General features: G+C 71.7%; 21 protein-coding genes and 1 pseudogene. 16 read left to right on the top strand and 6 right to left on the bottom strand.

What is annotated here, in order from left to right:
* Window positions 1-2: 2 nt before the first annotated feature.
* Entirely contained in the window at window positions 3-1,634 is a 1,632-nt protein-coding gene (locus ACZ6X9_RS15465; protein ID WP_469778482.1) for a carboxyl transferase domain-containing protein, read from the bottom strand.
* A gap of 126 nt (window positions 1,635-1,760) precedes the next feature.
* Between ACZ6X9_RS15465 and ACZ6X9_RS15460 the strand changes: the two genes are divergently transcribed.
* The 4 genes from ACZ6X9_RS15460 to ACZ6X9_RS15445 all read left to right on the top strand — a co-directional run bounded on the left by ACZ6X9_RS15460 (window position 1,761) and on the right by ACZ6X9_RS15445 (window position 4,919).
* Window positions 1,761-2,396 carry an SACE_7040 family transcriptional regulator gene (locus ACZ6X9_RS15460; protein WP_469778662.1) on the top strand — a complete coding sequence of 212 codons (636 nt, stop codon included), beginning with the start codon at window positions 1,761-1,763 and terminating at the stop codon, window positions 2,394-2,396.
* Window positions 2,397-2,568: 172 nt separating this feature from the next.
* Window positions 2,569-3,726, top strand: a complete 1,158-nt coding sequence (locus ACZ6X9_RS15455) for an acyl-CoA dehydrogenase family protein (protein WP_469778481.1) — start codon at window positions 2,569-2,571, stop codon at window positions 3,724-3,726.
* Between the two features lie 38 nt (window positions 3,727-3,764).
* The gene (locus ACZ6X9_RS15450; protein WP_469778480.1) at window positions 3,765-4,667 is read left to right on the top strand and encodes an acyl-CoA thioesterase; all 903 of its coding nucleotides are present in this window, start codon (window positions 3,765-3,767) and stop codon (window positions 4,665-4,667) included.
* A gap of 48 nt (window positions 4,668-4,715) precedes the next feature.
* A complete protein-coding gene (locus ACZ6X9_RS15445; RefSeq protein ID WP_469778479.1) occupies window positions 4,716-4,919 on the top strand; it encodes a hypothetical protein in 204 nt (67 codons plus the stop codon).
* 56 nt (window positions 4,920-4,975) lie between these two features.
* Here the strand turns inward: ACZ6X9_RS15445 and ACZ6X9_RS15440 are convergent, their stop codons facing one another.
* Complete coding sequence (locus tag ACZ6X9_RS15440) at window positions 4,976-5,773, bottom strand: phosphatase (RefSeq protein WP_469778478.1); 798 nt, start codon at window positions 5,771-5,773, stop codon at window positions 4,976-4,978.
* Between the two features lie 410 nt (window positions 5,774-6,183).
* On the opposite strand from ACZ6X9_RS15440, the gene speB reads away from it, so the two are divergent.
* From speB to ACZ6X9_RS15425, 3 genes are all read left to right on the top strand, one after another.
* On the top strand, window positions 6,184-7,158 hold the full coding sequence (gene speB, locus ACZ6X9_RS15435) for an agmatinase (protein WP_469778477.1): 975 nt from the start codon (window positions 6,184-6,186) through the stop codon (window positions 7,156-7,158).
* Between the two features lie 107 nt (window positions 7,159-7,265).
* Complete coding sequence (locus tag ACZ6X9_RS15430; protein WP_469778476.1) at window positions 7,266-11,105, top strand: ABC transporter ATP-binding protein; 3,840 nt, start codon at window positions 7,266-7,268, stop codon at window positions 11,103-11,105.
* A 42-nt stretch (window positions 11,106-11,147) separates the two neighbouring features.
* Complete coding sequence (locus ACZ6X9_RS15425; RefSeq protein WP_469778475.1) at window positions 11,148-11,783, top strand: hypothetical protein; 636 nt, start codon at window positions 11,148-11,150, stop codon at window positions 11,781-11,783.
* Window positions 11,784-12,040: 257 nt separating this feature from the next.
* On the opposite strand, the pseudogene ACZ6X9_RS15420 reads toward ACZ6X9_RS15425, so the two are convergent.
* Together ACZ6X9_RS15420 and ACZ6X9_RS15415 are read right to left on the bottom strand one after the other, a co-directional pair.
* Window positions 12,041-12,673 (bottom strand): annotated as a pseudogene (locus tag ACZ6X9_RS15420) (DUF5753 domain-containing protein); the annotation flags it as partial.
* Window positions 12,674-12,685: 12 nt separating this feature from the next.
* Window positions 12,686-13,882: a helix-turn-helix transcriptional regulator gene (locus ACZ6X9_RS15415; protein ID WP_469778474.1), complete on the bottom strand. Its 1,197-nt coding sequence runs from the start codon at window positions 13,880-13,882 to the stop codon at window positions 12,686-12,688.
* A 202-nt stretch (window positions 13,883-14,084) separates the two neighbouring features.
* On the opposite strand from ACZ6X9_RS15415, the gene ACZ6X9_RS15410 reads away from it, so the two are divergent.
* From ACZ6X9_RS15410 to ACZ6X9_RS15390, 5 genes are all read left to right on the top strand, one after another.
* Window positions 14,085-14,270 carry a hypothetical protein gene (locus ACZ6X9_RS15410; RefSeq protein ID WP_469778473.1) on the top strand — a complete coding sequence of 62 codons (186 nt, stop codon included), beginning with the start codon at window positions 14,085-14,087 and terminating at the stop codon, window positions 14,268-14,270.
* Window positions 14,263-14,487 (top strand): hypothetical protein, encoded by a 225-nt coding sequence (locus tag ACZ6X9_RS15405; RefSeq protein WP_469778472.1) that lies wholly within the window; start codon window positions 14,263-14,265, stop codon window positions 14,485-14,487. Before ACZ6X9_RS15410 ends, ACZ6X9_RS15405 begins: the two co-directional genes overlap by 8 nt.
* A gap of 333 nt (window positions 14,488-14,820) precedes the next feature.
* Window positions 14,821-14,952, top strand: a complete 132-nt coding sequence (locus tag ACZ6X9_RS15400) for a hypothetical protein (protein WP_469778471.1) — start codon at window positions 14,821-14,823, stop codon at window positions 14,950-14,952.
* On the top strand, window positions 14,953-16,155 hold the full coding sequence (locus ACZ6X9_RS15395) for a methyltransferase domain-containing protein (protein WP_469778470.1): 1,203 nt from the start codon (window positions 14,953-14,955) through the stop codon (window positions 16,153-16,155). It begins immediately after the preceding gene.
* An 82-nt stretch (window positions 16,156-16,237) separates the two neighbouring features.
* Complete coding sequence (locus tag ACZ6X9_RS15390; RefSeq protein ID WP_469778469.1) at window positions 16,238-17,671, top strand: S28 family serine protease; 1,434 nt, start codon at window positions 16,238-16,240, stop codon at window positions 17,669-17,671.
* Between the two features lie 118 nt (window positions 17,672-17,789).
* Here the strand turns inward: ACZ6X9_RS15390 and ACZ6X9_RS15385 are convergent, their stop codons facing one another.
* On the bottom strand, window positions 17,790-18,689 hold the full coding sequence (locus ACZ6X9_RS15385) for a LysR family transcriptional regulator (RefSeq protein ID WP_469778468.1): 900 nt from the start codon (window positions 18,687-18,689) through the stop codon (window positions 17,790-17,792).
* A gap of 189 nt (window positions 18,690-18,878) precedes the next feature.
* Between ACZ6X9_RS15385 and ACZ6X9_RS15380 the strand changes: the two genes are divergently transcribed.
* Both ACZ6X9_RS15380 and ACZ6X9_RS15375 read left to right on the top strand, forming a co-directional pair.
* Window positions 18,879-19,802 carry an EamA family transporter gene (locus ACZ6X9_RS15380; protein WP_469778467.1) on the top strand — a complete coding sequence of 308 codons (924 nt, stop codon included), beginning with the start codon at window positions 18,879-18,881 and terminating at the stop codon, window positions 19,800-19,802.
* A 52-nt stretch (window positions 19,803-19,854) separates the two neighbouring features.
* Window positions 19,855-20,478, top strand: a complete 624-nt coding sequence (locus tag ACZ6X9_RS15375; RefSeq protein ID WP_469778466.1) for a LysE family translocator — start codon at window positions 19,855-19,857, stop codon at window positions 20,476-20,478.
* A gap of 39 nt (window positions 20,479-20,517) precedes the next feature.
* Here ACZ6X9_RS15375 and ACZ6X9_RS15370 read toward each other — a convergent pair whose 3' ends face one another.
* Window positions 20,518-21,318: a sugar phosphate isomerase/epimerase family protein gene (locus ACZ6X9_RS15370; RefSeq protein ID WP_469778465.1), complete on the bottom strand. Its 801-nt coding sequence runs from the start codon at window positions 21,316-21,318 to the stop codon at window positions 20,518-20,520.
* Window positions 21,319-21,587: 269 nt separating this feature from the next.
* Between ACZ6X9_RS15370 and recD2 the strand changes: the two genes are divergently transcribed.
* On the top strand, window positions 21,588-23,810 hold the full coding sequence (gene recD2 / locus ACZ6X9_RS15365; RefSeq protein ID WP_469778464.1) for an SF1B family DNA helicase RecD2: 2,223 nt from the start codon (window positions 21,588-21,590) through the stop codon (window positions 23,808-23,810).
* A 168-nt stretch (window positions 23,811-23,978) separates the two neighbouring features.
* Window positions 23,979-25,268, top strand: coding sequence for a citrate synthase (locus ACZ6X9_RS15360; protein WP_436783454.1), 1,290 nt, complete (start codon window positions 23,979-23,981; stop codon window positions 25,266-25,268).
* Window positions 25,269-25,652 lie beyond the last annotated feature (384 nt).

Here is a 25,652-nt window from a genome sequence, read left to right as displayed (position 1 = left end):
TCTCACATCCGGAAGACGCCGTAGCCGGGCGCGTTCGGGTCGCGTTCGGGCAGGGGGGCGTTGGCGCAGGCGGTGAGGGCGAGGCCGAGGACCCGGCGGGTCTCCAGCGGGTCGATGACGCCGTCGTCCCACAGCCGGGCGGTGGCGTAGTAGGCGTTGCCCTGCGTCTCGTACTGCTCGCGGACGGGCGCCTTGAACGCCTCCTCGTCCTCCGCGCTCCACTGCTCGCCGCGCGCTTCCGACTGGTCGCGCTTGACGGTGGCCAGCACCGAGGCGGCCTGCTCGCCGCCCATCACGGAGATCTTGGCGTTGGGCCACATCCACAGGAAGCGGGGCGAGTAGGCCCGGCCGCACATCGAGTAGTTGCCGGCGCCGTACGAGCCGCCGACGACCACCGTCAGCTTGGGGACGCGCGCACAGGCCACCGCCGTCACCATCTTGGCGCCGTGCTTGGCGATGCCGCCCGCCTCGTACTGCCGGCCGACCATGAAGCCGGAGATGTTCTGGAGGAAGACCAGGGGTATGCCGCGCTGGTCGCAGAGCTCGATGAAGTGGGCGCCCTTCTGGGCGGATTCGGCGAAGAGGATGCCGTTGTTGGCGACGATGCCGACCGGGTGGCCGTGGATCCGGGCGAAGCCGGTCACCAGCGTCTGCCCGAACTCGGCCTTGAACTCGGCGAACCGGGAGCCGTCCACCACCCGCGCGATGACCTCGCGGACGTCGTAGGGGGTGCGGGGGTCGACCGGGACGGCGCCGTAGAGCCCGGCGGGGTCGACCTTGGGCTCCTCGGGGGGCTCCACCCGCCAGGGCAGCGGCCCGCGGTCGCCGAGCGTCGAGACGATCGTGCGGACGATGCGCAGCGCGTGCGCGTCGTCCTCCGCCAGGTGGTCGGTGACGCCGGAGACCTTGGAGTGCACCTCGCCGCCGCCCAGCTCCTCGGCGGTGACGACCTCGCCCGTGGCGGCCTTCACCAGCGGCGGGCCGCCCAGGAAGATCGTGCCCTGGCCGCGCACGATGACGGCCTCGTCGCTCATCGCGGGGACGTACGCGCCGCCGGCGGTACAGGAGCCGAGCACGGCGGCGATCTGCGGGATGCCCGCGCCGGACATCCGGGCCTGGTTGTAGAAGATGCGGCCGAAGTGCTCGCGGTCGGGGAAGACCTCGTCCTGCATGGGGAGGGAGGCGCCGCCGGAGTCCACCAGGTAGAGGCAGGGGAGCCGGTTCTCCAGGGCGATCTCCTGGGCCCTGAGGTGCTTCTTGACGGTCATCGGGTAGTACGTGCCGCCCTTGACCGTCGCGTCGTTGGCGACGATCACCACCTCGCGGCCCGAGACCCGGCCGATGCCCGCGATCACCCCGGCGGCGGGGGCGGCCCCGCCGTACAGGCCGTCGGCGGCCAGCGGGGCCAGCTCCAGGAACGGCGATCCGGGGTCCAGCAGGGCGTCCACCCGGTCCCGGGGGAGCAGCTTGCCCCGCGCGGTGTGCCGGGCGCGGGCGCGCTCGCCCCCGCCGAGCCGGGCCGCCGCCAGCTTCTCGCGCAGTCGTGCCACGAGCTCGCGGTGCGCGGCCTCGTTGGCGCGCCAGCCTTCGGACGCCGGATCTGCGGCGCTGGTCAGCGCCGGTGCCTGCTGCATGGACTCGAAGCTCCCTTGCTACGTGCCACGTGCGCTTGTCAACCGTTGCGGTTAATAAGCGTTAACAGATCCTCTTCAGGTTAACGGCCGCTAACGGCGCTGTCTACAATTTGTTCGGTGACCCCTGTGAACCCCGCCCCCATCGACGCGACCCCCGCCGCCCAGCCCGCCCCCACCCGCCGCGAGCAGATCCTCCGCGAGGCCGCCCGCCTCTTCGCCGAGCGCGGCTTCCACGGCGTCGGGGTGGACGAGATAGGGGCGGCGGTCGGCATCAGCGGACCCGGCCTCTACCGCCACTTCGCGGGCAAGGACGCGATGCTCGCCGAGCTGCTGGTCGGCATCAGCGGTCGGCTGCTGGCGAGCGGGCGCGAGCGCCGGGCCGCGGCCGAGGCGGCGGACGCCGGGCCGGCCGCCGTCCTGGGGTCGCTGATCGACGGGCACATCGACTTCGCGCTGGACGACCGGGCGCTGATCATCCTGCACGACCGCGAGCTGGGCCAGCTCCGCGACGTCGACCGCAAGCAGGTCCGTTCGCTCCAGCGGCAGTACGTGGAACTGTGGGTCGAGGTCGTCCGGGGGCTCCACCCGGGGGTCGCCGAGGACGACGCCCGGGCCGCCGTGCACGCCGTGTTCGGCCTGCTCAACTCCACCCCCCACCTCGGTCGCGCCGGCGGGCTGCCCGGCCGGGACGCCACCGCCGCGCTGCTCCGCCGGCTGGCGCACGGCGCCCTCGCGGCACTCACCGGCCCCGCCCGCCCCTGAGGCCTTATGCTCCTCATCCCGTCCGCCTCCGAGGCCCCGCCTGCCCCGGCTGCTCCGGACGCGCCCGCGTCCGGCGGGATCTGGACAGTCGCGGAGACCGCCGGGTAGCTTTCGCTGAGCAAGCGCTCAGCCGACCGGGGGCGGCGGAACCGGCCCCGCCGAGGGGGTAGTTGTGCGTCGGACGGTGTTCAACGAGGACCACGAGGCGTTCCGGGAGACCATCCGCGCCTTCATCGCCGCGGAGGTCGTCCCGGACTACGAGGCGTGGCGCGAGGCCGGACAGGTACCGCGCGACTTCTACAAGAAGCTCGGCGAACTGGGCGTCTTCGGCATCGAGGTCCCCGAGGAGTACGGCGGCGCCGGCGAGACCGGCTTCAAGTACCAGGCCGTCATCACCGAGGAGTGCGCCCGCGCGGCCGTCAGTTTCGGCGGCAGCGGCGTGCACACCGCCCTCGTCCTGCCGTACCTCCTGAAGTACGCCACCGAGGAGCAGAAGCGGCGCTGGCTGCCGTCGTTCGTCAGCGGCGACATGATGACCGCCATCGCCATGACCGAGCCCGGCACCGGCTCCGACCTGGCCGGCATGCGGACCACCGCGAAGCTCTCCGAGGACGGCACCCACTACGTGCTCAACGGCGCCAAGACCTTCATCACCGGCGGCGTGCTCGCCGACCGGGTGATCGTCTGCGCCCGCACCGCGCCGCCCGCCCCCGAGGACCGGCGGGGCGGGATCACGCTCCTCTTCGTGGACGCCCGCTCCGAGGGGTACGCGGTCGGCCGCAAGCTGGAGAAACTGGGGCTGAAGACGTCCGACACCGCCGAACTGTCCTTCGCCGACGTCAAGGTGCCCGTCACCGACCGGCTCGGCGAGGAGGGCAAGGCGTTCTCCTACCTCGCGCACAACCTGCCGCAGGAGCGGCTGGGCATCGCCTTCTCGGCGTACGCGCAGTCGGCCGCCGCCGTGGAGTTCGCCCACCGGTACGTGCGGGAGCGCACGGTCTTCGGGCAGCCGGTGGCGTCGTTCCAGAACACCAAGTTCGTCCTCGCCGACTGCAAGTCCGAGGTCGACGCCATGCAGGCCGTCGTCGACCGGGCGCTGGACGCCCACGACGCGGGCGAGCTGACCGCCGCCGACGCCGCGTCCGCCAAGCTCTTCACCACCGAACGCGCCGCCGTCGTCATCGACAAGTGTCTGCAACTGCACGGCGGTTACGGCTACATGATGGAGTACCCCATCGCCCGGCTGTACGCCGACACCCGCGTCAGCCGGATCTACGGCGGCACCAGCGAGGTCATGCGCTCCATCGTCGCCAAGTCGATGGGTCTCTGAGCTCCCCGAGCTCATTCAGGAACGGAACGGCACCGCACGTGAACGAACCCCCGGCCCCGGGCCCGGCCCCGCTTCAGGACCTCCTCGACCTGCTCGACCTCGAACGGATCGAAGAGGACATCTTCCGCGGCACCAGCCGGCCCGCCCTGATCCCCCGTGTCTTCGGCGGCCAGGTCGCCGCCCAGGCGCTGGTCGCGGCCGGCCGGACGGTCCCGGACGACCGGTTCCCGCACTCCCTGCACGCCTACTTCCTGCGGCCGGGCGACCCCGGCGCGCCCATCGTCTACACGGTGGACCGCATCCGCGACGGCCGCTCCTTCACCACCCGCCGTGTGGTGGCCGTCCAGCGCGGCCGGCCGATCTTCCACCTCTCGGCGTCCTTCCAGCTTTACGAGGAAGGGCTGGAGCACCAGGAGCCCGCCCCGCCCGCGCCCGACCCGCTCACCCTGCCGACCGCCGCCGAGCTGCTGCCCCGGTACGCCGACCGGTTCGCGGGCCCGGACGTCGTCGAACGGCTGCTGGAGGCGCGGGCCGCCGTCGACCTGCGGTACGTCGGCGACCCGCCGTTCGCCCGCTACGGCGAGCCGCGCGAACCCCGTTCGCAGGTGTGGTTCCGCACCGACGGCAAACTCGCCGACGACCCGCTGCTCCACGTCTGCCTGGCCACCTACGTCTCCGACATGACCCTGCTGGACTCCGTCCTGCTCGCCCACGGCCGCGGCGGCTGGGTGGTCGGCGACGTCGTCGGCGCCAGCCTGGACCACGCCATGTGGTTCCACCGGCCGTTCCGCGCCGACGAGTGGCTGCTCTACGACCAGGAGAGCCCCACCTCCCAGGGCGGCCGAGGGCTGGCCCGCGGCCGGATCTTCACCCAGGACGGGCAGTTGGCGGTGTCGGTGATCCAGGAGGGGCTGGTGCGGATTCCGCGTACGCGGGACTGAGGCGCCGTCGGTTTCCCCGTACGCTCATCGCGTAGGAGGGGAGAACTCATGCGCAACATCCTGCTGATGGCCGCTGGGGCCGTCGTCATCGTCCTGACAGCCCTGCTGATGTTCTTCTGGCATCAGTGGCTCCTGGACCAGGCGGGCGGCCCCCGGTTCGCCTTCGGCCTCGTCGGGCGCGCCGCCGAACTCGGCGCGCTGTACGGCGGGACGTGGCTGTGCGTCCGCGGCTGGAACGGGCGGACAGCCTGACCGCCGTGGGGACTTGGCCCCGGTCCCTCCCCCTCTGGGGGAGGGACCGGGGAAGCTCACCCCGCCCGCAGCCCCGCCGCGTCCAGCAGGTACGCCGTCATCGGCTCGTAGAACCGCGGGTCGGCCACGTGGTCGTCCAGCGGCACCGCCACCCGCAGCAGCCCCTCCGCCTCCGCGAGGAACAGCGCCGGGTCGTTGCAGTCCGCGAAGCCGACCGTGTCGATCCCCCGCTGCGCCGCGCACCCGGCCCAGCCGTGGTCGGCGACCACCAGGTCAGGCAGCGGGCGGCCCTCCCGCGCCAGCCCGTCGAGGACCGCCGCCATCGGGGCGGGGGAGTGGGTGTGCCACAGGGTGGCGCCGCGCTCGAACACCGCCACGTCCGCGACCTGGTACACCGAGCCCTCGTCCGCCCGCAGCCCGCCCGGCACCGAGACGATCTCGCAGCCGGCGGCGCGCAGGGCCGCGGCCGTCGCCCGGTGCACGTCCAGCAGCCCGCCGGGGTGGCCGGTGGCGAACAGCACCCGCTGCCGCGCCTCCGCCGCCTTGCGCAGGAACAGGGCCGCCCGTTCCAGCGCCGTGACCGTCAGCTCCGGGTCGATGGCGTCCTGCCCGGACCGCAGCGTGGGGTCGTCGCTGACCCCACAGCGCTCGGCCATGACGGCCAGCACGTCCTGCTCGTCCGTCCAGCGGTCGCCCAGCTCCACCCCCAGCCAGTACTGCCGGTCGCCGTGCGCGAGCCGGCGGTAGTGGTCGAGGCTGTTCTGGCGGGGCGTCGCGACGACCCCCGCGATGCGCGTCCGGACGAGGTGGTCGAACAGCTCGGCTCGGCTGGGTACGGTCTGCGGCGTCGGCATGAGGGCATTCTTCCCGCCCGCCGATCCGCCGTCTCCCCCCGGGCCGCGAGGGACGCCGAGGCCACGACGGGAGGGACACCGGGCCCATGACGCGCCGGACGCCGGGCCACGGCGCGGGAGACGCCGGGCCGCGACGGGAGAGACGCCGGGCCACGGCGCGGGGGGACGCGGAGCAGCGACGTGACGGACGTCGTACCTGCGCCGTCCCCGCGATCCGCCGAACTGTCCTGCCGGACGCCGTGCCCACGCCGTCCCCGCGTCCTGCCGGACGCCGTACCCGGCGCGCCCGTGACGTGATGGACGCCGTGTCCATAAAAGGGAGCCGGACCCACAGTTCCGTACATGTGCGGAAACCCGGCCCCTGCCTACTCTCGGGAACGTCCCAGGCAGCGATCCGAGAGGCTCCCCGCATGACCACCGACGCCCCCCGTGAACCGCGCGGCCCCGTCGACTCGTCCCGCATCCCGCGGTACGCCGGGCCGGCGACCTTCGCCCGGCTGCCGCGGCTCGACGAGGTCGGCACGGCCGACGTCGCGGTCGTCGGCGTGCCCTTCGACACGGGCGTGTCCTACCGCCCCGGCGCCCGCTTCGGCGGCAACGCCATCCGCGAGGCGTCCCGGCTGCTGCGCCCCTACAACCCGGCGCAGGACGCGTCGCCGTTCGCCCTCGCGCAGGTCGCGGACGCCGGTGACATCGCCGCCAACCCGTTCGACATCAACGAGGCCGTCGAGACGATCGAGGCCGCGGCCGACGACATCCTCGGCACCGGCGCCCGCATGATGACGCTCGGCGGCGACCACACGATCGCGCTGCCGCTGCTCCGCTCGGTCGCCAAGAAGCACGGCCCGGTCGCGCTGCTGCACTTCGACGCGCACCTGGACACCTGGGACACCTACTTCGGTGCCGAGTACACCCACGGCACCCCGTTCCGCCGGGCCGTCGAGGAGGGCATCCTCGACACCTCCGCCCTCTCCCACGTCGGCACCCGCGGCCCGCTCTACGGCAAGCAGGACCTGACGGACGACGAGAAGATGGGCTTCGGCATCGTCACCTCGGCCGACGTCTACCGCCGCGGTGCCGACGAGGTCGCGGACCAGCTCCGCCAGCGCATCGGCGACCGCCCGCTGTACATCTCGATCGACATCGACTGCCTCGACCCGGCGCACGCCCCCGGCACCGGCACCCCCGAGGCCGGCGGCATGACCTCCCGCGAGCTGCTGGAGATCCTGCGCGGCCTGGCCTCCTGCAACCTGGTCTCCGCGGATGTCGTCGAGGTCGCGCCCGCCTACGACCACGCCGAGATCACGGCCGTGGCCGCGTCCCACACGGCGTACGAGCTGACGACGATCATGTCGCGGCAGATCGCGGCGGCGCGCGGCGCCTGACACGTGCGAACGGGGGCGGCGCCGCCCCCGTTCGTTACGGCGGGATGAAATCCGCCCCTCCCGGCGTTGGCGCCTTCCGGTAAGGCGTACGAGTCGGGAGGACCCGGGTGGCGGAGAAGGCGGAGCAACGCGCGGACATACGCGCGGAGGGGCGCGGCGGCGGACGTACGGGCGGTCACGGGGACGGGCGCGGCGACGGACGTGCGGACGGACCGGGCTGGGCCAGGCGGCTCGCCGGGTACTGCTGGCGGTACCGGAGGGCGGTGCTGCTGGCGCTGGGCTCGTCGCTGGGCGGCATGGCCGTCACGGCCCTGGTCCCGCTCATACCCAAGGTGATCATCGATGACGTCATCGGTGGTCACCACCGCCCCCTGGCCCCCTGGGCCACCCTGCTGATCGTCGCCGCGGTCGTCGTCTACGGCCTGACCTACGTCCGCCGCTACTACGGCGGCCGGCTCGCGCTCGACGTCCAGCACGATCTGCGCACCGAGATGTACGCGTCCATCGCCCGGCTCGACGGCAAGCGGCAGGACGAACTCTCCACCGGCCAGGTCGTCGGCCGGGCCACCAGTGATCTCCAGTTGATCCAGGGCCTGCTGTTCATGCTGCCGATGATGATCGGCAACATCCTCCTCTTCCTGATCTCGCTGGTCGTGATGGCGGTCCTCTCGCCGGTGCTCACGGTCGTCGCCCTGGCCGTCGCCCCCGCCCTGTGGTTCCTCGCCTCCCGCAGCCGCGTCAAGCTCTTCCCCGCCACCTGGTACGCCCAGGGGCAGGCCGCCGCGGTCGCGGGTGTCGTGGACGGCGCGGTCGGCGGCGTCCGGGTGGTCAAGGGCTTCGGGCAGGAGGCCCAGGAGGCCGGGAAGCTCCGGAAGGTCAGCCGCCGGCTGTTCGCCGGGCGGCTGCGCACGGTCCGGCTCAACTCCCGCTACACGCCCGCCCTCCAGGCCGTCCCCGCGCTCGGCCAGGTGGCCATGCTGGCGCTCGGCGGCTGGCTGGCGACGCGCGGACAGATCACCCTCGGCACGTTCGTCGCCTTCTCCACCTACCTCGCCCAGCTCGTCGGCCCGGTCCGGATGCTGACGATGATCCTCACTGTCGGCCAGCAGGCCCGCGCCGGCGTCGAGCGGGTCCTCGAACTCATCGACACCGAGCCGGTGATCGACGAGCGCCCCGACGCCCACGAGCTGCCCGCCGACGCCCCCGCGACCGTCGAGTTCGACGACGTCTCGTTCGGCTACGACCCCGAGCGGCCCGTCCTCGACGGCGTGACCCTGCGGATCGAGCCCGGCGAGACGCTCGCCGTCGTCGGCGCCTCCGGCAGCGGCAAGTCGACACTGTCGCTGCTGCTCCCGCGCTTCTACGACGTCACCTCCGGCGCCGTCCGGATCGGCGGCCACGACGTCCGCGACCTCACCCACGCCTCACTGCGGGCCGCGATCGGTCTGGTGCCCGAGGACAGCTTCCTGTTCTCCGACAGCGTCCGCGACAACATCGCGTTCGGCCTGCCCGGCGCCACCGACGAACAGGTCCGCACCGCCGCGCGGGCCGCGCAGGCCGACGGCTTCATCTCCGCGCTGCCCGAGGGCTACGACACCAAGGTCGGCGAGCAGGGCCTCACCCTCTCCGGCGGCCAGCGGCAGCGCATCGCCCTCGCCCGCGCCATCCTCGCCGACCCCCGGCTGCTCCTCCTCGACGACGCGACCTCGGCGGTCGACGCCCGCGTGGAGCACGAGATCCACGAGGCGCTGCGCGGCGTCATGGCCGGCCGGACGACGCTGCTGATCGCCCACCGGGCGTCCACCCTCGGCCTCGCCGACCGGATCGCGGTGCTCGACGGCGGCCGGCTGGTCGACGTCGGCACGGCGGACGAGCTCCAGGAGCGGTGCGCCCTCTACCGGCGGCTGCTCACCGACCCCGACGAGCTGGGCGGCGTCACCAAGGACCCGGCGGGCGCGACGGAACCGCCCGTCGACACCGTCGCGGACACGGTGGACGGCCGCGTGGACGGCGTGACGCCCGCGCTCTGGAAGCGGGACGGTTCGTCGGAAGAGGACGATCCGCACGGTTCCCTCACCGGCATGCCCGCCACCCCCGAACTCCTCGCCAAGGTCGCGGCCCTGCCGCCCGCCACCGACGCCCCCGACATCGACGAGGAGCGGGCCGCCCGCCCCGAGGAGGCGTACGGGCTGCGGCAGTTGCTGCGCGGCTTCGGCGCGCCGCTGGCGGTGAGCCTGCTGCTGGTCGCGGTGGACGCGGTCGCCGGGCTGCTGCTGCCGGTGCTGATCCGGCACGGCATCGACCAGGGCGTGGAGCGGATGGCGCTCGGCGCGGTCTGGGCGGCGTCCGGGCTGGCGCTGCTGGTCGTCGTCGCCCAGTGGGCGGCCCAGGTCGGCGAGACCCGGATGACGGGCAGGACCGGCGAACGCATCCTCTACTCACTCCGGCTGAAGATCTTCGCGCAGCTCCAGCGCCTCGGTCTCGACTACTACGAGCGCGAGCTCACCGGCAAGATCATGACCCGGATGACGACGGACGTGGACGCCCTGTCGACGTTCCTCCAGACCGGACTCGTCACCGCCTTCGTCTCCGTCCTCACCTTCCTCGGCATCCTCGTCGCCCTCCTCGTCATCGACGTGCAGCTCGCCCTGGTGGTCTTCGCGACGCTGCCGCTGCTGATCGTCGGCACGGTCTTCTTCCGGCGGCAGAGCGTCAAGGCGTACGAACTCGCCCGGGAGCGCGTCGGCCTCGTCAACGCCGATCTCCAGGAAAGCGTGGCCGGCCTGCGGATCGTGCAGGCCTACCGCCGCGAGGAGGCGGGCGCCGACCGCTTCGCCGAGCGCAGCGACGACTACCGGCGGGCGCGGGTGCGCGGCCAGTGGCTGATCTCGGTGTACTTCCCGTTCGTCCAGCTCCTGTCGTCGGTGGCGTCGGCGGCGGTACTGATCGTCGGCGCGGGCCGGGTGGACGACGGGACGCTGACGACCGGCGCGCTGGTCGCCTACCTCCTGTACATCGACCTCTTCTTCGCCCCCGTGCAGCAGCTCTCCCAGGTCTTCGACGGCTACCAGCAGGCCACGGTCTCGCTGGGACGGATCCAGGCGCTGCTACGGGAACGGACGTCCACACCGGTGGCGGCCGAGCCGCTCCCGGTACCGAAGCTGCGCGGCGAGATCGTCTTCGACGACGTGCACTTCCGCTACGGCTCGGACGACTCCGACACCGGCGGCCGCGCCCAGGCCCTCAGCGGCATCGGCCTGACCATCCCGGCCGGCCAGACGGTCGCGTTCGTCGGCGAGACGGGGGCGGGCAAGTCCACGCTGGTGAAGATGGTCGCCCGGTACTACGACCCGACGTCGGGGAGGGTCCTGGTGGACGGCCGGGACCTGCGGGACCTGGACCCGGTGGCGTACCACCACCGCCTCGGCGTCGTCCCGCAGGAGCCCTACCTCTTCCCGGGCACCGTCCGCGACGCCATCGCCTACGGCCGCCCGGACGCGTCCGACGCGGAAGTGGAAGCGGCGGCGCGAGCGGTCGGGGCGCACCCGATGATCGCCACCCTGGACGGCGGCTACCTGCACCCCGTCGCGGAGCGCGGGCGCAACCTCTCCGCCGGACAGCGGCAGTTGATCGCCCTTGCGCGAGCGGAACTCGTCGATCCCGACGTGCTGTTGTTGGACGAGGCGACGGCGGCCCTCGACCTCGCCACGGAAGCACTCGTCAACGAGGCCACGGACCGCCTGGCCGGCCGCCGCACCACCCTCGTCGTCGCCCATCGCCTCACCACGGCGGCCCGGGCGGACCGGGTGGTCGTTCTCGACGGGGGCCAGATCGTGGAAGACGGCACCCACGAGGAACTCTTGACCCTGGACGGCCGGTACGCGGCGCTCTGGCGGACGTTCACGGGCGGCGCCGGGCGGGAGGAGGCGCTCGGGGTGGGGGCCTGAGGGGCTGGTGTGACGTCATGACGTCACCTCTAGGCTGACGCCATGACGTCACACCCGCACCAGCCGTTGCTGCGCCTGCTGTCGGACACCCATGTCCCCGCCGAGGTCCGGCACGCCTTCACGTACCTCCGCCCGGTGGCCGAGGGGCTGGTGGAGGGCATCGCCCTCGACACCCCCGACTCGATCGTGCTCCTGGACGACAAGGGCGTGGCGTCCGACGGCGATCCGGCGGCCCTGCGCATGGCGGCCCGCGCCAACCTCGCGGCGCTGCCGATGGGCCACGACCGGCTGGACTGGCCCGACGGAACGGTCCTGTACATCGTGGGGGCGGGTTCCGCACACGCCGCGAGCAAGATCCTCGTCCTGGACGAGCTGGTCCGCGAGGTGACCGGGCAGGCGCCCCCTGCCGAGGGCGTCCTGGTGACCGTGCCGAGCCGGCACAACCTCGCCTTCCACCCGATCACGGACGGGACCGTCGTCAGCGCCGTCAACGACCTGGCGGCCTTCGGCCTCGGCGCGTACCAGGACAATCCCGACGACTGTCTCTCGCCTCGGGTCTACTGGTGGCAGGACGGCGTCCTGACCTCGCTGACGGTCATCGACCACGAGACGCGGCAGTTCTCCATACGGCCGCCGGAGGAACTCCTCGCCACCATGAGGCGGTTGGCTGCCGCCTGAGGGGTGCCCCTGTCCCTCCCCCAGAGGGGGCACCCCCATTCGCCGTTTCCTGGGGCTGCGCCCCAGACCCCCTTTTTCGCGGCTTCGCCGCTCGTCCTCAAACGCCGGACGGGCTGGATAGGGCGCCCACTCCAGCCCGTCCGGCGTTTGAGGACAACCGCGCGGAGCGCGGTTTCGGGGGTGCGGGGGCTGGCCCCCACGGAAGTAGCGCTACGCCCCCTTCGCCTTCAGTCGGTCGCAGGGGAGGCGCCTTGCGATCACGTGCTCAGGGCGTGCCGCGCCTGACTGATGAGCCGCTGCGCGTCGGATCCGAACACTGCGGACTCACGCAGCGTGCACCAGGTGCGCAGGTGAGTGGTGACACTGTCGGTGTCGTCCAGCCATAGCTCCGCGTCCCAGGTCTCTACGATCACCTGGCGGTCATCGTAGATCCAGAAACCGACTCCGGGCGGCACCTTCAGAGTGGCTCGGAGAGGTACGATCCCCAACTCGACCGTGTCGAGACCGACGATTCCCAGGAGCCGATCGAGCTGGCCCGCGAGGACGGAGGGCGGGCAGATCCGGGTGTGCAGCACCGCTTCCCATAGCAGTACGTGGTAGCGCTTGCCCGAGTCGTAGAGCCCCGACTGCCGCTTCATGCGGGCCTGTACCGCCTCTTCGATGTCGCGCTTCGACCCGTGGAGTTCGGCGAAGCGGGTCAGAATGGCTCGTGCGTAGTCGGGTGTCTGGAGGACTCCTACGATCCAGGACGACTCCCAGGCTCGCAGAACGAGCGAGTTCGCCTGCGCCTCATTGTGCGCTTCCTGGACTGCACAGTGGTCCCCCGGCAGTGGGCGCCGCATGGAATGCCCTTCGGTCGTGGGCTGAGGGTTTACGTGGCTCGTGTGTCCGCCGACGGGCGGTCAGAATTCGATTTCGGCTTTTTGGGCGAGCCTGACGAGCCGCGGATTGCTCCGCTTGTGCAGCGTCGTCAGCACTCGAATGAGCTCCTGGCTGGTGGGATGCACCTTCGCCATTTGAGGAGCGATACTCCAAGCCTTCTCCAAGTCCTCAAGGGCTCCTTCCCGGTCACCCAGCGCCAACTTGGAGCGAGCGGTGTTCATGTACATGGGACTGGTTCGCGTGGCGGGAAGGCTCAACGGCCGTCGTGCCGGGTCTTTGGTGAGGTCCCGCATGACCGCGATGGCGTCGGCGTGCCTCCGGAGGTCACTGCACGTCGCGACGACGTGGATGGCGGTGTTCTGCGGGCCGAAGTGGATCCCGCCGATCCCGCCGGCGCGGCAGACATCCCGGTCGAAATCCTCGGCGAGAGCCCAAGCGCTGTCGATGTGGCGGTCGGCCGTACGCTTGTCTCCCAATCGCCCGGCCAGTGTCAGTCCCCGAAGGTGCAGGGTTCCCAGCGCGTAGGAGCGCTCGAACCCGGTCGCGTCCCCCCGCTCCACTTGAGTGATGGCGCGGTCCACGACGGCCAGGCCGTCTTCGAATTCCCCGTGATTCAGATAGACCCCGGCTTCGTCCCTGGCGGCGACCGCCAGTGTCACCGGGTCGGCTTGCTGCGCGGCGATCTTCTGCTTGGTGACCGCCAGGTCGGCCAGGGTCATCCAACGGTGACGTGCGGCAAGCCAGTAGACGCACGAGTATGCCTCCGCCACCATGGCCCACGCCTCCGGAGTTCCCGTCCTGTGCGCGTGGTTCGTCACCTCCGACACAACCGGCGGGAGTTTAAGTAGTACCTGGGTCAGGTCGGCCTTCCCGCGGATCTCGGCCATCTCGGCCAACGCTGCTTTGAGCTGTTCCGGGCTCGCCGTGGACTCGGCCGGGAGATCGAATCGTCGAATCGCCGAATTTAGGGCCTTCAGTGAGTCCTCGGCGCCGACAACCGGTGTGGATCCCAGGACCACTTCAAGGCTGACGCCGAATGCGCGCGCCAGTGCGGCGGCCACGCCCTGCGTCAGTGTCCGCTCGCCGCGTTCGATCTTTCCGATATGCGGCCTGGACAGTCCGGCGCGCCGCGCCAGCTCCTCCTGTTTCCAGCCGCGTTCGTCCCGGAGCACCCGCACGTTCGCACCCGGCCCCGGAACCTCAATGATCGCGCTCATATCGCCCGGCTTTCGCATCGACGTTCGCCGTTCCCATGATCCACTAACTGACGCACCTGACGCGGTGTTTGGGTACCCACTGGGTACCTCAAACCCCTGTCCTCCGACGTTACACAGGTCCAACCTGTCAATGCCCGACCGCCGATGGCGGCACGGTCGACTGTTCATCGCCCACGGGCAGGACTTACGGAGGTTCGAACGTATGACGCATCTGTCCTTCGGTGTCGGGGCCCGACCCGCACTCGTGCCCAACCCGTACGTGCCTTGCGCCGCGTGCACGAGGATCGCCGGCGCGCGCCACGCCGCCGAGCGCGTCGGCGACTGGAAGCGCGTGGAACTGCTGCGGCGGGAGGGGCTGCGGCACGGGGATGAGGTGCACCGTGGTTGACGACTGGATCCCTCAACCGCTCGAACCCGTCCTCGACGTGGAACTCGACCGGGTCGGCGTCGTCGTCGGCTGGGACCACGACACCGGGCAGATCACCCTCCGGCCTCCCGGCGGTGGCCGGACCTGGCGGCCGGCGCGCTACCGCCGCGCCACCGCCACCGACAAGCTCCGCGCCCGCGTGCGCGAGCTGAACCGGGAGGGGCGGCGCGGATGGTGACGGGCGCGGGGGGCGAGGAGCCGTCGGTGGGCAGCGCACCGGGCGGTTGGGGGTGCGCAGGATGCCCTGAATGTGCCCAGTTGAAGAGCGACTTCGCACTTGCGCTCGGCAAGGGTGACCGTGGCGAGGGCGAACGTGTGATCACCGCCCGGGGGCTGCACTTGTACACAGCGCACTGGGGCCCCTGGGGCGCGTAGTCCCCCCCACACAGACTCCCGTCTGCCCCGCCGACGACCCTGGCCGTGTTCCCTCACGGCGACTCCCGGCGCGGCACGCGGGGCACAACGCCCGTCCGACCGGACGGGCGCCGCACCACTCACCCCAGGAGGACCCATGCCCCAGTGGCTGACCATGGTGGACGGCAACCCTCAGGACGACAGCGACAGCGGCAACAAGCACGGTGGCGGCGGGTCCGACGAGGGCGGCAACACCAACGACGGGAAGAACCCGGCGGACGGTGGCTGAGTGAGCGCCGACGGCATCGACGTGGCGGGCCCGAAGGGGCTCGCCTCCGCGCTCCTGGCGTCCGGAGCGCTGACCGGCGATTGGTTGCCCGCCTTCGAGGCGGTGCCCCGGCACTTGTTCGTGCCTGACGTCATCTGGCCCGGCCGCGCCGGTATGAACCGGCAGAGCGACCGCGTGGTCCGTGCCGAGGAACCAGAAGCGTGGTGGGCAGCCGTGTACCGGGACGCGCCGATCACCACCCAGTGGGACGACGGTGCGTATACCGGGCCGGGTAAGGGAAAAGTTCCGTCCAGCTCCAACTCCATGCCCACCATAGTGTTTTCCATGCTCTCCGCGCTGAGCGTTGAAGAAGGACACCGTGTGCTGGAGATCGGCACCGGAACCGGCTGGAACGCCGCCCTGCTGTCCCATCGCGTCGGCGCCGCGAACGTCGTCACCGTGGAGGTGGACGAGAACAGCGCGCGGGAGGCGCGGGCCCGGCTGGACGCGGTGGGGTACGCGCCGCTCACCGTGGTCGGGGATGGCGCCGAGGGGTTCCCCGAGCGGGCGCCGTACGACCGGGTGATCGCCACGTGTTCCGTCGGCAGCCTGCCCCGGCCGTGGGTCACGCAGACGAAGCCCGGCGGCGTCATCGTCGCCCCCTGGGGGCCCGTCTACGGCGGGGAGGCGGTCGTCCGCCTCACCGTCGCGGGGGACGGCTCGGCGTCCGGTCGGTTCGTCGGGTCGTCCGCGTTCATGCGGCTCCGGGCGCAGCGCACCGGGCGGACGCACGTCCGGGAGTACCTCGGGGGTCGGAAGTGGCCCGCCGACGGCGTGCGCCGCACGACCCGCCTGTCTCCGGACGCCGTGGGCGACTGGCACGTGATGTTCGCGATCGGTGTGCAGGTGCCGGAAGCGTTCCCGTGGATGGAGGCGTACGACGACGGCTCCTACACCCTGTGGCTGCGCGACACCGCCGTCACGTCCTGGGCGACGGTGGACTACGAGCCGGGTGCAGGTGAGTTCGAGGTGTGGCAGTCCGGGCCCCGGAAGCTGTGGGCAGAGGTCAGCGCGGCCTACCACTGGTGGGACGCCCGGGGGCGGCCCGGGTTCGAGCGGTTCGGGCTGACCGTGGACGTGGACGGCGAGTACGTGTGGCTGGACGAGCCCGGTCAGCCCGTACCGGTCGTCCGGCCGTCCGAGGAAAAGGGGCAAGCCGTGTGAACTGCGAGGACAAAGGGTCTGGCGCAACGCATGTCACCCCCGATAGGTTCACGGCGACCTTTGCGAACCCAGGGGAGGGCGCATGCGCAAGGCTCTCAGATCGCTGCTGGCGGCGACGATGCTCATAGGAGCGATCGGCGCCGGCAGCGCCACGGCGGAGGCGGCGGCGACCACCGCCCCGCAGGCCGACATCAAGGACCGCATCCTGCGGATTCCCGGGATGAAGTTCGTCGAGGAGAAGCCCTACCAGGGCTACCGCTACCTCGTGATGTCGTACCGGCAGCCGGTCGACCACCGGAACCCCGGCAAGGGCACGTTCGAGCAGCGCTTCACCCTGCTGCACAAGGACACCGACCGTCCCACCGTGTTCTTCACCTCCGGCTACAACGTCTCCACCAACCCGAGCCGCAGCGAGCCCACGCGCATCGTGGACGGCAACCAGGTGTCGATGGAGTACCGGTTCTTCACCCCGTCGCGCCCGCAGCCCGCCGACTGGTCCAAGCTGGACATCTGGCAGGCCGCGAGCGACCAGCACCGCCTCTTCCAGGCGCTCAAGCCGGTCTACACCAAGAACTGGCTGGCCACCGGCGGCAGCAAGGGCGGCATGACGGCCACCTACTTCCGCCGCTTCTACCCGAACGACATGAACGGCACGGTCGCCTACGTCGCGCCCAACGACGTGAACGACAAGGAAGACTCGGCGTACGACAAGTTCTTCCGGAACGTCGGCGACCGGGCCTGCCGCAACCAGCTCAACTCCGTGCAGCGCGAGGCGCTCGTCCGCCGGGACGAGATCGTCGCCCGGTACGAGAAGTGGGCGAAGGAGAACGGCAAGTCGTTCAAGGTCGTCGGCAGCGCCGACAAGGCGTACGAGAACGTCGTCCTGGACCTGGTGTGGTCCTTCTGGCAGTACCACCTGCAGAGCGACTGCGCCTCCGTCCCGGCCACCAAGGCGTCCACCGACGAGCTGTACAAGTTCATCGACGACATCTCGGGCTTCGACGGCTACACGGACCAGGGCCTGGAGCGCTTCACCCCGTACTACTACCAGGCGGGCACCCAGCTCGGCGCCCCCACGGTGAAGTACCCGCACCTCAAGGGCGTGCTGCGGTACCCCGGCATCAACCAGCCGCGTTCGTACGTGCCCCGGGACATCCCGATGACCTTCCGCTCCGGCGCGATGGCGGACGTCGACCGCTGGGTGCGCCAGGACAGCCGGAACATGCTGTTCGTCTACGGGCAGAACGACCCGTGGAGCGGTGAACCGTTCCGTCTGGGCAAGGGCGCCGAGGCGCGGCACGACTTCCGCTTCTACGCCCCCGGCGGCAACCACGGCTCGAACATCGCCCAGTTGGTCGCCGACGAGCGGGCCAAGGCCACGGCCGAGGTCCTGAAGTGGGCCGGCGTGGCACCCAAGGCCGTCGAGAAGGACGAGAAGGCCGCCAAGCCGCTCGCCCCGTTCGACGCCAAGCTCGACCGCGTGAAGACCGACAAGCAGAGCGCGCTGCGTCCGTAGGGTACGGGCAGGGCGGTACGGCGGGCGCTCCCGGCAGGGGGTGCCCGCCGTCGCGTTCCCCCGGACGTCCCGGGACGCCGGCGCCGGTGCTCCGGTGAGGGCGCCCCGGGCCCCGGGATCAGGCCTGCGCCGCCGCCGCGCGCAGCAACCGGACGGTCTCGGTGATCGCCGGACGCCGCGCGGCGCCGATCCGCCAGTAGGCGTACAACCGCCGTACGGGCACGGGATCGAACCGCAGCGCCACCACGCCGGGCGGCAGCGTCCCGCGGCCCAGCCGGGGGACGACGGCGACGCCCAGGCCGGCGTTCACCAGCGCGAGCTGGGTCTGGAACTCGGCCACCTGGTGGACGAGGTCCGGCTCGTCGCCGGTCGCCCGCAGGGTCCGGACCAGCCAGTCGTGGCAGACGGTGCCGGGCGGCTGGCAGACCCACCGTTCGTGCGCCAGGTCGGTGGCGACGATCACTTTCCGTTCGGCCAGCCGGTGGCCCCGGGGGACGATCACGTCGCACCGGTCCTCGCCCAGCGTCACCCGTTCCATGCCCTCCGGCGCGGGCAGCGGGTGGATGTCCCAGTCATGGGCCACGGCCAGGTCGACCGCCCCCTGCGCGACCAGCCCCACCGACAGGTGCGGGTCGACCTCCGACATCCGGGCGTCGACGGTCGGGTGCTCCTTGGCCAGCCGCGCGAGCACGCCCGGCAGCAGGTCCCGGGCGGCCGTGGGGAACGCGGCGATGGTCAGCCGCCCGGTGGGCAGTCCGCGGCGCTCGTCCAGCTCGGTCTCGGCCCGTTCGACCAGGGCCAGCAGCTCCCGCGCGGTGTCCGCGAGCCGCAGGGCGGCGTCCGTGAGCACCACGCCGCGGCCGCGCCGCTCCAGCAGGGGCGTGCGCGTCTCCCGCTCCAGTTTGGCGATCGCCTGCGACACGGCGGACGGGGTGTAGCCCAGGGCGATCGCCGCCGCGCTGACCGAGCCGTGGACGGATACGGCGTGCAGGGCACGCATTCGGGACAGGTCCAGCACAGTTCCAAGCCTCCGTCGTCGAAGCCGTCGGTCGTCGAAGCCGTCAGTCGTCGCGGCCGTCGGTCGTCGCGGCCGTCGGTCTCTGCGGCCTTCAGTCCCTGAAGCCGCCGGTCGTTGAAGCAACGCTCAATGCCATGGTGAAGGAAGATGAACTGGTGCTGCACGGTTCCGGGCCGTGATGCTGATCCCATGCGACCCCGCCATCTTCTCCTCGCCGTCTTCGTCGCCGCCTTGTGGGGCGTCAACTTCGTCGTCATCGATGTCGGTCTCGACCACTTCCCGCCCCTCCTCTTCGACGCCCTGCGCTTCCTCGCCGCCGCCGTCCCCGCGCTCTTCTTCGTCGGCCGGCCGCCGGTGAAGTGGCGCTGGATCATCGGGGTCGGACTGGCTCTGGGCGTGGGCAAGTTCGGGCTGCTGTTCATCGGCATGCGCGCGGGGATGCCCGCCGGGCTGTCCTCGCTGGTCCTCCAGGCGCAGGCGGTGTTCACCGCCCTCTTCGCCGTCGTGACACTGGGCGAACGGCTGCGCGGGGCGCGGGCGGTGGGGCTGGCCGTGGCGGTCGCCGGGATCGTGGTCGCGGCGGTCGACGAAGGACTGTCCGGGCCGTTCCTTGGCTTCGCCCTCGTCATCGCCGCGGCGGCCTTCTGGGGCGTCTCCAACATCCTGACCCGCAAGGCCGCCGCACCGGACGCCTTCCGGTTCATCGTCTGGGTCAGCGCCGTCCCGGTCCTGCCGCTGCTCGTCCTCTCCCTCGCGGTGGAGGGCCCGCACGCCGACGCCGAGGCGCTGCGCTCCCTGGACTGGAGCGGCGTCGGGTCGCTGCTGTTCGTCGCCTGGATCAGCACGGTGCTCGGTTTCGGGCTCTGGGGGCACCTGCTGCGCACCTACGACGCCTCGGCCGTGGCCCCCTTCTCGCTGCTCGTGCCGGTCTTCGGGATGTCGTCGGCCGCGCTGCTGCTCGACGAGGAGGTGAGCCCCCTGCGGTGGTGCGCGGCGGTGCTGCTGGTCGGCGGCATCGCGGTGGCCTCGCTGGCGGGGTCGGGGCGGCCGGCCTTCCGCCGGGTGGTGCGCACGGGCGGACCGGCCGCCGCGCCGCAGAGCACCGCCCCATGACCTCCGTTCCGACCCCGTACCCCGTACCCCTGTACCGAATGAGGAGTTCTCCGTGGTCACCTGGCACGCGGTGACGGGCATGGCCCTGGTGGCCCTGGGCATGGTGCTCACTCCGGGGCCCAACATGATGTATCTGGTGTCCCGTTCGGTGACACAGGGGCGGCGCGCGGGGCTGATCTCGCTGCTGGGCGTCGCCGCGGGCTTCCTCGTCTACCTGCTGGCCGCGGTCGCCGGGATCGCCGCCCTCTTCGCCCTGGTGCCGGCCGTCTACACGGCGGTGAAGCTGGCGGGCGCCTGCTACCTGGCCTGGCTGGCGTGGCAGGCCCTGCGGCCGGGCGGCACCTCGGCGTTCGCCCCGAAGCCGCTGCCCCCGGACCCGCCCCGGCGTCTGTTCGTGATGGGTTTCGTCACCAATCTGCTCAACCCGAAGATCGCGATCCTGTACGTCTCGGTGCTGCCGCAGTTCGTCGACCCCGACCGGGGATCCGTCCCGCTGCAGAGCCTGTTGATCGGCCTGACGCAGATCACCGTCGCGCTCACCGTCAACGGCCTGATCGCCGTGGGGGCCGGGTCCGTGGCCGCGTTCCTGGGCCGCCGCCCCCGCTGGCTGCGCGTCCAGCGGTACGTGACGGGGGCGGCCCTGGCGGGGATCGCCGTGACGGTGGCGGCGGACTGAGGACCGGCCGGCCGTCGGGGCTTCGCCGCCGGCGGCCCGTCAGGCGCCCAGCAGTCCGCTCAGGTACTCCCGGCCCGGCCCGGCCAGTCCCGCGAAGTCCGGCGCCTCCGGGTGCCACCGCTTCTCGTACTCCCAGCACAGCCAGCCGTCGTAACCGGCCGCGACGAGCTCCGCCACGCACGCCGCGACCGGCACCGCGCCCGTGCCCAGCGGCAGCGGGGCGGTGTCCTCCGCCGAGGCGACGTCCTTGACCTGGACGTATCCGAGGTGCGGGGCGAGGGCGGGCAGGCTGACGGCCGGGGTCTCGCCGTTCCGCCAGGTGTGCAGCAGGTCCCAGAGGGCGCCGACGTTGCGGTGGCCGACCGGGCCCAGCATCCGGACCACGTCCTGGGCGCGCGGGTGCGAGTCGTGGGTCTCCAGCAGCACCTGGACACCCAGGTCGGCGGCGAGCGGGGCGACCCAGGCCAGCCGGCGCGCGGCGGTGTCCTCCGCGGAGTCGTCGCCGTCGGCCGGCTGCTCGCCGGCGCCGGGGAACACCCGGACGTAGGGGGCTCCCAGGTCCGCGGCGAGCCGGACGAGCGCGTCCAGTTCGCCGAACACCGGCTCGTCGGGTCCGGGCCCGGCCACCCGGGCGTACCCGGCCACTCCCAGGATCTGCACCCCGTCCGCCGCGAAGCGCCGTACGGCGTCCGCCCGTTCGGCCGGGCCGACACCGGGGTGGAGGGGCTCCTCGGGGTGGGCGCGGAGCTCGACCCCGTCCCAGCCGTGCGCGGCGGCGAGCCGCGAGACGTCGGAGAGGGGGAGGCCGGGGACAGCGAGAGTGGAGAAAGCCAGTTTCACAAAGAACCGGCTTCCCCATGCGTAACGGACTTCTCGCCACTTCGGGTAACGGATCGATAACGCTTCGGATGGGCCGCAACCTCCCGGGCCTCCCGGCTGTCGTATGTGGCATCCGGCTTCCCGGGGGAGGTATCCGGGGGGATCAGGGGGAAGCCGGCCGGGGGGAAACGAGGGGCTCGGTCAGGGGACCGGGCCCCTCGAATCGCGGTCCGGAGCGTCCCGCGCCGCCCCGCCGCGGCGTTGTCGTACCCCGGCGGTACGGTCACTCCATGGCGCAACCGGCAGTGGTCGAAGGGGTGCTCGAACGCATCACCTACGCCAACGAGGAGAACGGTTACACCGTCGCCCGGGTGGACACCGGCCGCGGTTCCGGCGACCTGCTCACGGTCGTCGGCTCGCTCCTCGGCGCCCAGGTCGGCGAGTCGCTGCGGATGGAGGGGCGGTGGGGCTCGCACCCGCAATACGGCCGCCAGTTCACGGTGGAGAACTACACGACGGTGCTCCCCGCCACCGTCCAGGGCATCCGCCGCTACCTGGGATCCGGCCTGGTCAAGGGCATCGGCCCGATCTTCGCCGACCGCATCACGCAGCACTTCGGCACCGACACCCTGCGGATCATCGAGGAGGAGACCGAGCGGCTGATCGAGGTCCCGGGCCTCGGCCCCAAGCGGACGAAGAAGATCGCCGCCGCCTGGGAGGAGCAGAAGGCCATCAAGGAGGTCATGCTCTTCCTCCAGACCGTCGAGGTCTCCACCTCCATCGCCGTCCGCATCTACAAGAAGTACGGCGACGCCTCCATCTCCGTCGTCCGGAAGGAGCCGTACCGGCTGGCCGCCGACGTGTGGGGCATCGGCTTCCTCACCGCCGACCGGATCGCCCAGTCCGTCGGCATCCCGCACGACAGCCCCGAACGCGTCAAGGCCGGTCTCCGCTACGCCCTTTCGCAGTCCGCCGACCAGGGGCACTGCTTCCTCCCCGAGGAACGGCTGATCGCCGACGCCGTGAAGCTCCTCCAGGTGGACACCGGACTGGTGATCGAGTGCCTGGCCGAACTCGCCGCCGACGAGGAGGGCGTGGTCCGCGAGACCGTCCCCGGCCCGGAGGACGGACAGCCGGTCACCGCCGTCTACCTCGTCCCCTTCCACCGGGCCGAACTCTCCCTCGCCGGACAGCTTTCGAGACTGCTGCGCGCCGAGGAGGACCGGCTGGCCGCCTTCCGGGACGTCGACTGGGACCGGGCCCTGACCTGGCTCGCCGGCCGCACCGGCGCCGAACTCGCCCCGGAGCAGCGGGACGCGGTCCGGCTCGCGCTCACCGGCAAGGTCGCCGTCCTCACCGGCGGTCCCGGCTGCGGCAAGTCCTTCACCGTGCGGTCCGTCGTCGAACTCGCGCGCGCCAAACGGGCGAAGGTGGTCCTCGCCGCGCCCACCGGCCGCGCCGCCAAGCGCCTCGCGGAGCTCGCCGGCGCCGAGGCGTCCACCGTCCACCGGCTGCTGGAGCTCAAGCCCGGCGGCGACGCCGCGTACGACCGGGACCGGCCGCTCGACGCCGACCTGGTGGTCGTCGACGAGGCGTCCATGCTCGATCTGCTGCTGGCCAACAAGCTGGTCAAGGCCGTGGCCCCCGGCGCCCACCTGCTGCTCGTCGGGGACGTGGACCAGTTGCCGTCGGTGGGCGCGGGCGAGGTGCTGCGCGATCTGCTGGCCCCCGGGAGCCCCGTCCCCGCCGTGCGGCTGACGCGCGTCTTCCGGCAGGCGCGGCAGTCGGGGGTGGTGACCAACGCCCACCGCATCAACTCGGGCGTTCCGCCGATCACCACGGGTCTCGCGGACTTCTTCCTCTTCGCCGAGGAGGACACCGAGGAGGCCGGCCGGCTCACCGTGGACGTGGCGGCCCGCCGGATCCCCGCCAGGTTCGGGCTCGATCCCCGCCGGGACGTCCAGGTGCTCGCCCCGATGCACCGCGGCCCGGCCGGCGCCGCCGCCCTCAACGGGCTGCTCCAGCAGGCCGTTACCCCCGCCCGCCCGGACCTGCCCGAGCGCCGCTTCGGCGGGCGCGTCTTCCGGGTGGGCGACAAGGTGACGCAGATCCGCAACAACTACGAGAAGGGCGCGAACGGCGTCTTCAACGGCACGGTCGGCGTCGTCACCGGCCTGGACCCGGACGAGCAGCGGCTGACCGTGCGCACCGACGAGGACGAGGAGGTCGGCTACGACTTCGCGGAGCTCGACGAGCTCGCCCACGCCTACGCCGTGACCATCCACCGCTCGCAGGGCAGCGAGTACCCGGCGGTGGTGATCCCGGTGACCACCGGCGCCTGGATGATGCTCCAGCGCAATCTTCTCTATACGGCGGTAACCCGGGCGAAACGCCTCGTCGTGCTGGTCGGCTCGCGACGCGCCCTCGGGCAGGCCGTGCGCACGGTCGGCGCGGGCCGGCGGTGCACCGCGCTCGATCACCGGCTCGCCGTGGGAGGTGGTGTTCGTCTCTGAGCGGTTTACCAATCGGGGCGAAGGGGGCAGGATGGCACGCTGGACGGCACTCAGTGCCGCTCTTGGGCCCTATGGCCGACCCCGAGTGCACGGACCGCGTCCAAATGGGGGAAGGTAGGGGTAGTCAGGGCACCTCGAAGAAGAGGCACAACGTCGGTGAGGGATGACGTGAGCGACAACTCTGTAGTAGTGCGTTACGGGGACGGCGAGTACAGCTACCCGGTGATCGACAGCACCGTCGGTGACAAGGGCTTCGACATCGGCAAGCTGCGCGCCCAGACCGGTCTGGTGACCCTGGACTCCGGTTACGGCAACACCGCCGCCTACAAGTCCGCCATCACCTACCTGGACGGCGAGCAGGGCATCCTGCGCTACCGCGGCTACCCCATCGAGCAGCTCGCCGAGCGCAGCACGTTCACCGAGACGGCGTACCTGCTGATCAACGGTGAGCTGCCGACCGCCGACGAGCTGTCGCGCTTCCAGGACGAGATCACCCGCCACACCCTGCTGCACGAGGACGTCAAGCGGTTCTACGACGGCTTCCCGCGCGACGCCCACCCGATGGCCATGCTGTCGTCCGTGGTCAGCGCCCTGTCGACGTTCTACCAGGACAGCCACAACCCCTTCGACGAGAAGCAGCGCGATCTCTCCACGATCCGGCTCCTCGCCAAGCTGCCGACGATCGCGGCCTACGCGTACAAGAAGTCCGTCGGCCACCCGGTGGTCTACCCGCGTAACGACCTCGGCTACGTCGAGAACTTCCTGCGCATGACGTTCTCGGTGCCGGCCGCCGAGTACGACCTGGACCCGGTCGTCGTGAGCGCCCTGGACAAGCTGCTCATCCTGCACGCCGACCACGAGCAGAACTGCTCCACGTCGACCGTGCGCCTGGTGGGCTCCTCGCAGGCCAACCTGTTCGCGTCCATCTCCGCGGGCATCAACGCCCTCTGGGGTCCGCTGCACGGCGGCGCCAACCAGGCCGTCCTGGAGATGCTGGAGTCCATCAAGAACTCCGGCGGCGACGTCGACTCCTTCATCCGCAAGGTGAAGAACAAGGAGGACGGCGTCCGCCTGATGGGCTTCGGGCACCGCGTCTACAAGAGCTTCGACCCCCGGGCGAAGATCATCAAGGCCGCGGCGCACGACGTCCTCTCCGCCCTGGGCAAGGACGACGAGCTGCTGGAGATCGCGCTCAAGCTGGAGGAGCACGCGCTCAGCGACGACTACTTCGTCTCGCGCAACCTCTACCCCAACGTGGACTTCTACACCGGTCTCATCTACCGGGCGATGGGCTTCCCGACCGAGATGTTCACCGTGCTCTTCGCGCTCGGCCGGCTGCCCGGCTGGATCGCCCAGTGGCACGAGATGATCAAGGAGCCGGGTTCCCGCATCGGCCGCCCGCGCCAGATCTACACCGGCGTCGTCGAGCGCGACTTCGTGCCCGTCGAGGCCCGCTGACCCGTAGGGGTCCGAAGCCTGCCGACCCCCAGGGGTCGCCGGTACGGCGCCCTCGCCTCCCCCTTCGGGGGGACGGCGGGGGCGCCGTTCGCGTGGGCTGTCCACCGCCAGGGGTGTGGCGGCGGTGGGGGTATACCGGCGGTAGGGGTATACCGACGGTTACCCCTAATAAAAGATGATGTACGTAGCACATGTACATGGCATCCGAGGCAGTTGTACATGGCATCAATGAAAAGCGCCCCGGCTCCGATCCCCCCACGGGTCGGAGCGGGGCGCTTTCCGCCCCGGAACGGATTCCCCCCACGGGATCCGCCCGGGAGTCCGAATGCGCGCCGCGCGCTCACCGTTCTCCGGCGCACCGGGTGCGCCGTCTCTCGGACGCGA

The sequence above is a fragment of the Streptomyces sp. NPDC052910 genome, assembly GCF_055585605.1.
Note: the sequence above shows the minus strand (reverse complement) of the source record. Positions and strands in the feature narration are given on the sequence as shown.

Excerpts from the sequence above, each read along its gene's own strand:
- speB (WP_469778477.1), top strand. The coding sequence starts at position 6,184 with ATGACCACCGACGCCCCCCGTGAACCGCGCGGCCCCGTCGACTCGTCC.
- ACZ6X9_RS15440 (WP_469778478.1), bottom strand. The coding sequence starts at position 5,773 with ATGCCGACGCCGCAGACCGTACCCAGCCGAGCCGAGCTGTTCGACCAC.
- recD2 (WP_469778464.1), top strand. The coding sequence starts at position 21,588 with ATGGCGCAACCGGCAGTGGTCGAAGGGGTGCTCGAACGCATCACCTAC.
- ACZ6X9_RS15415 (WP_469778474.1), bottom strand. The coding sequence starts at position 13,882 with ATGAGCGCGATCATTGAGGTTCCGGGGCCGGGTGCGAACGTGCGGGTG.
- ACZ6X9_RS15400 (WP_469778471.1), top strand. The coding sequence starts at position 14,821 with ATGCCCCAGTGGCTGACCATGGTGGACGGCAACCCTCAGGACGACAGC.
- ACZ6X9_RS15445 (WP_469778479.1), top strand. The coding sequence starts at position 4,716 with ATGCGCAACATCCTGCTGATGGCCGCTGGGGCCGTCGTCATCGTCCTG.
- ACZ6X9_RS15380 (WP_469778467.1), top strand. The coding sequence starts at position 18,879 with ATGCGACCCCGCCATCTTCTCCTCGCCGTCTTCGTCGCCGCCTTGTGG.
- ACZ6X9_RS15410 (WP_469778473.1), top strand. The coding sequence starts at position 14,085 with ATGACGCATCTGTCCTTCGGTGTCGGGGCCCGACCCGCACTCGTGCCC.
- ACZ6X9_RS15465 (WP_469778482.1), bottom strand. The coding sequence starts at position 1,634 with ATGCAGCAGGCACCGGCGCTGACCAGCGCCGCAGATCCGGCGTCCGAA.
- ACZ6X9_RS15390 (WP_469778469.1), top strand. The coding sequence starts at position 16,238 with ATGCGCAAGGCTCTCAGATCGCTGCTGGCGGCGACGATGCTCATAGGA.
- ACZ6X9_RS15425 (WP_469778475.1), top strand. The coding sequence starts at position 11,148 with ATGACGTCACACCCGCACCAGCCGTTGCTGCGCCTGCTGTCGGACACC.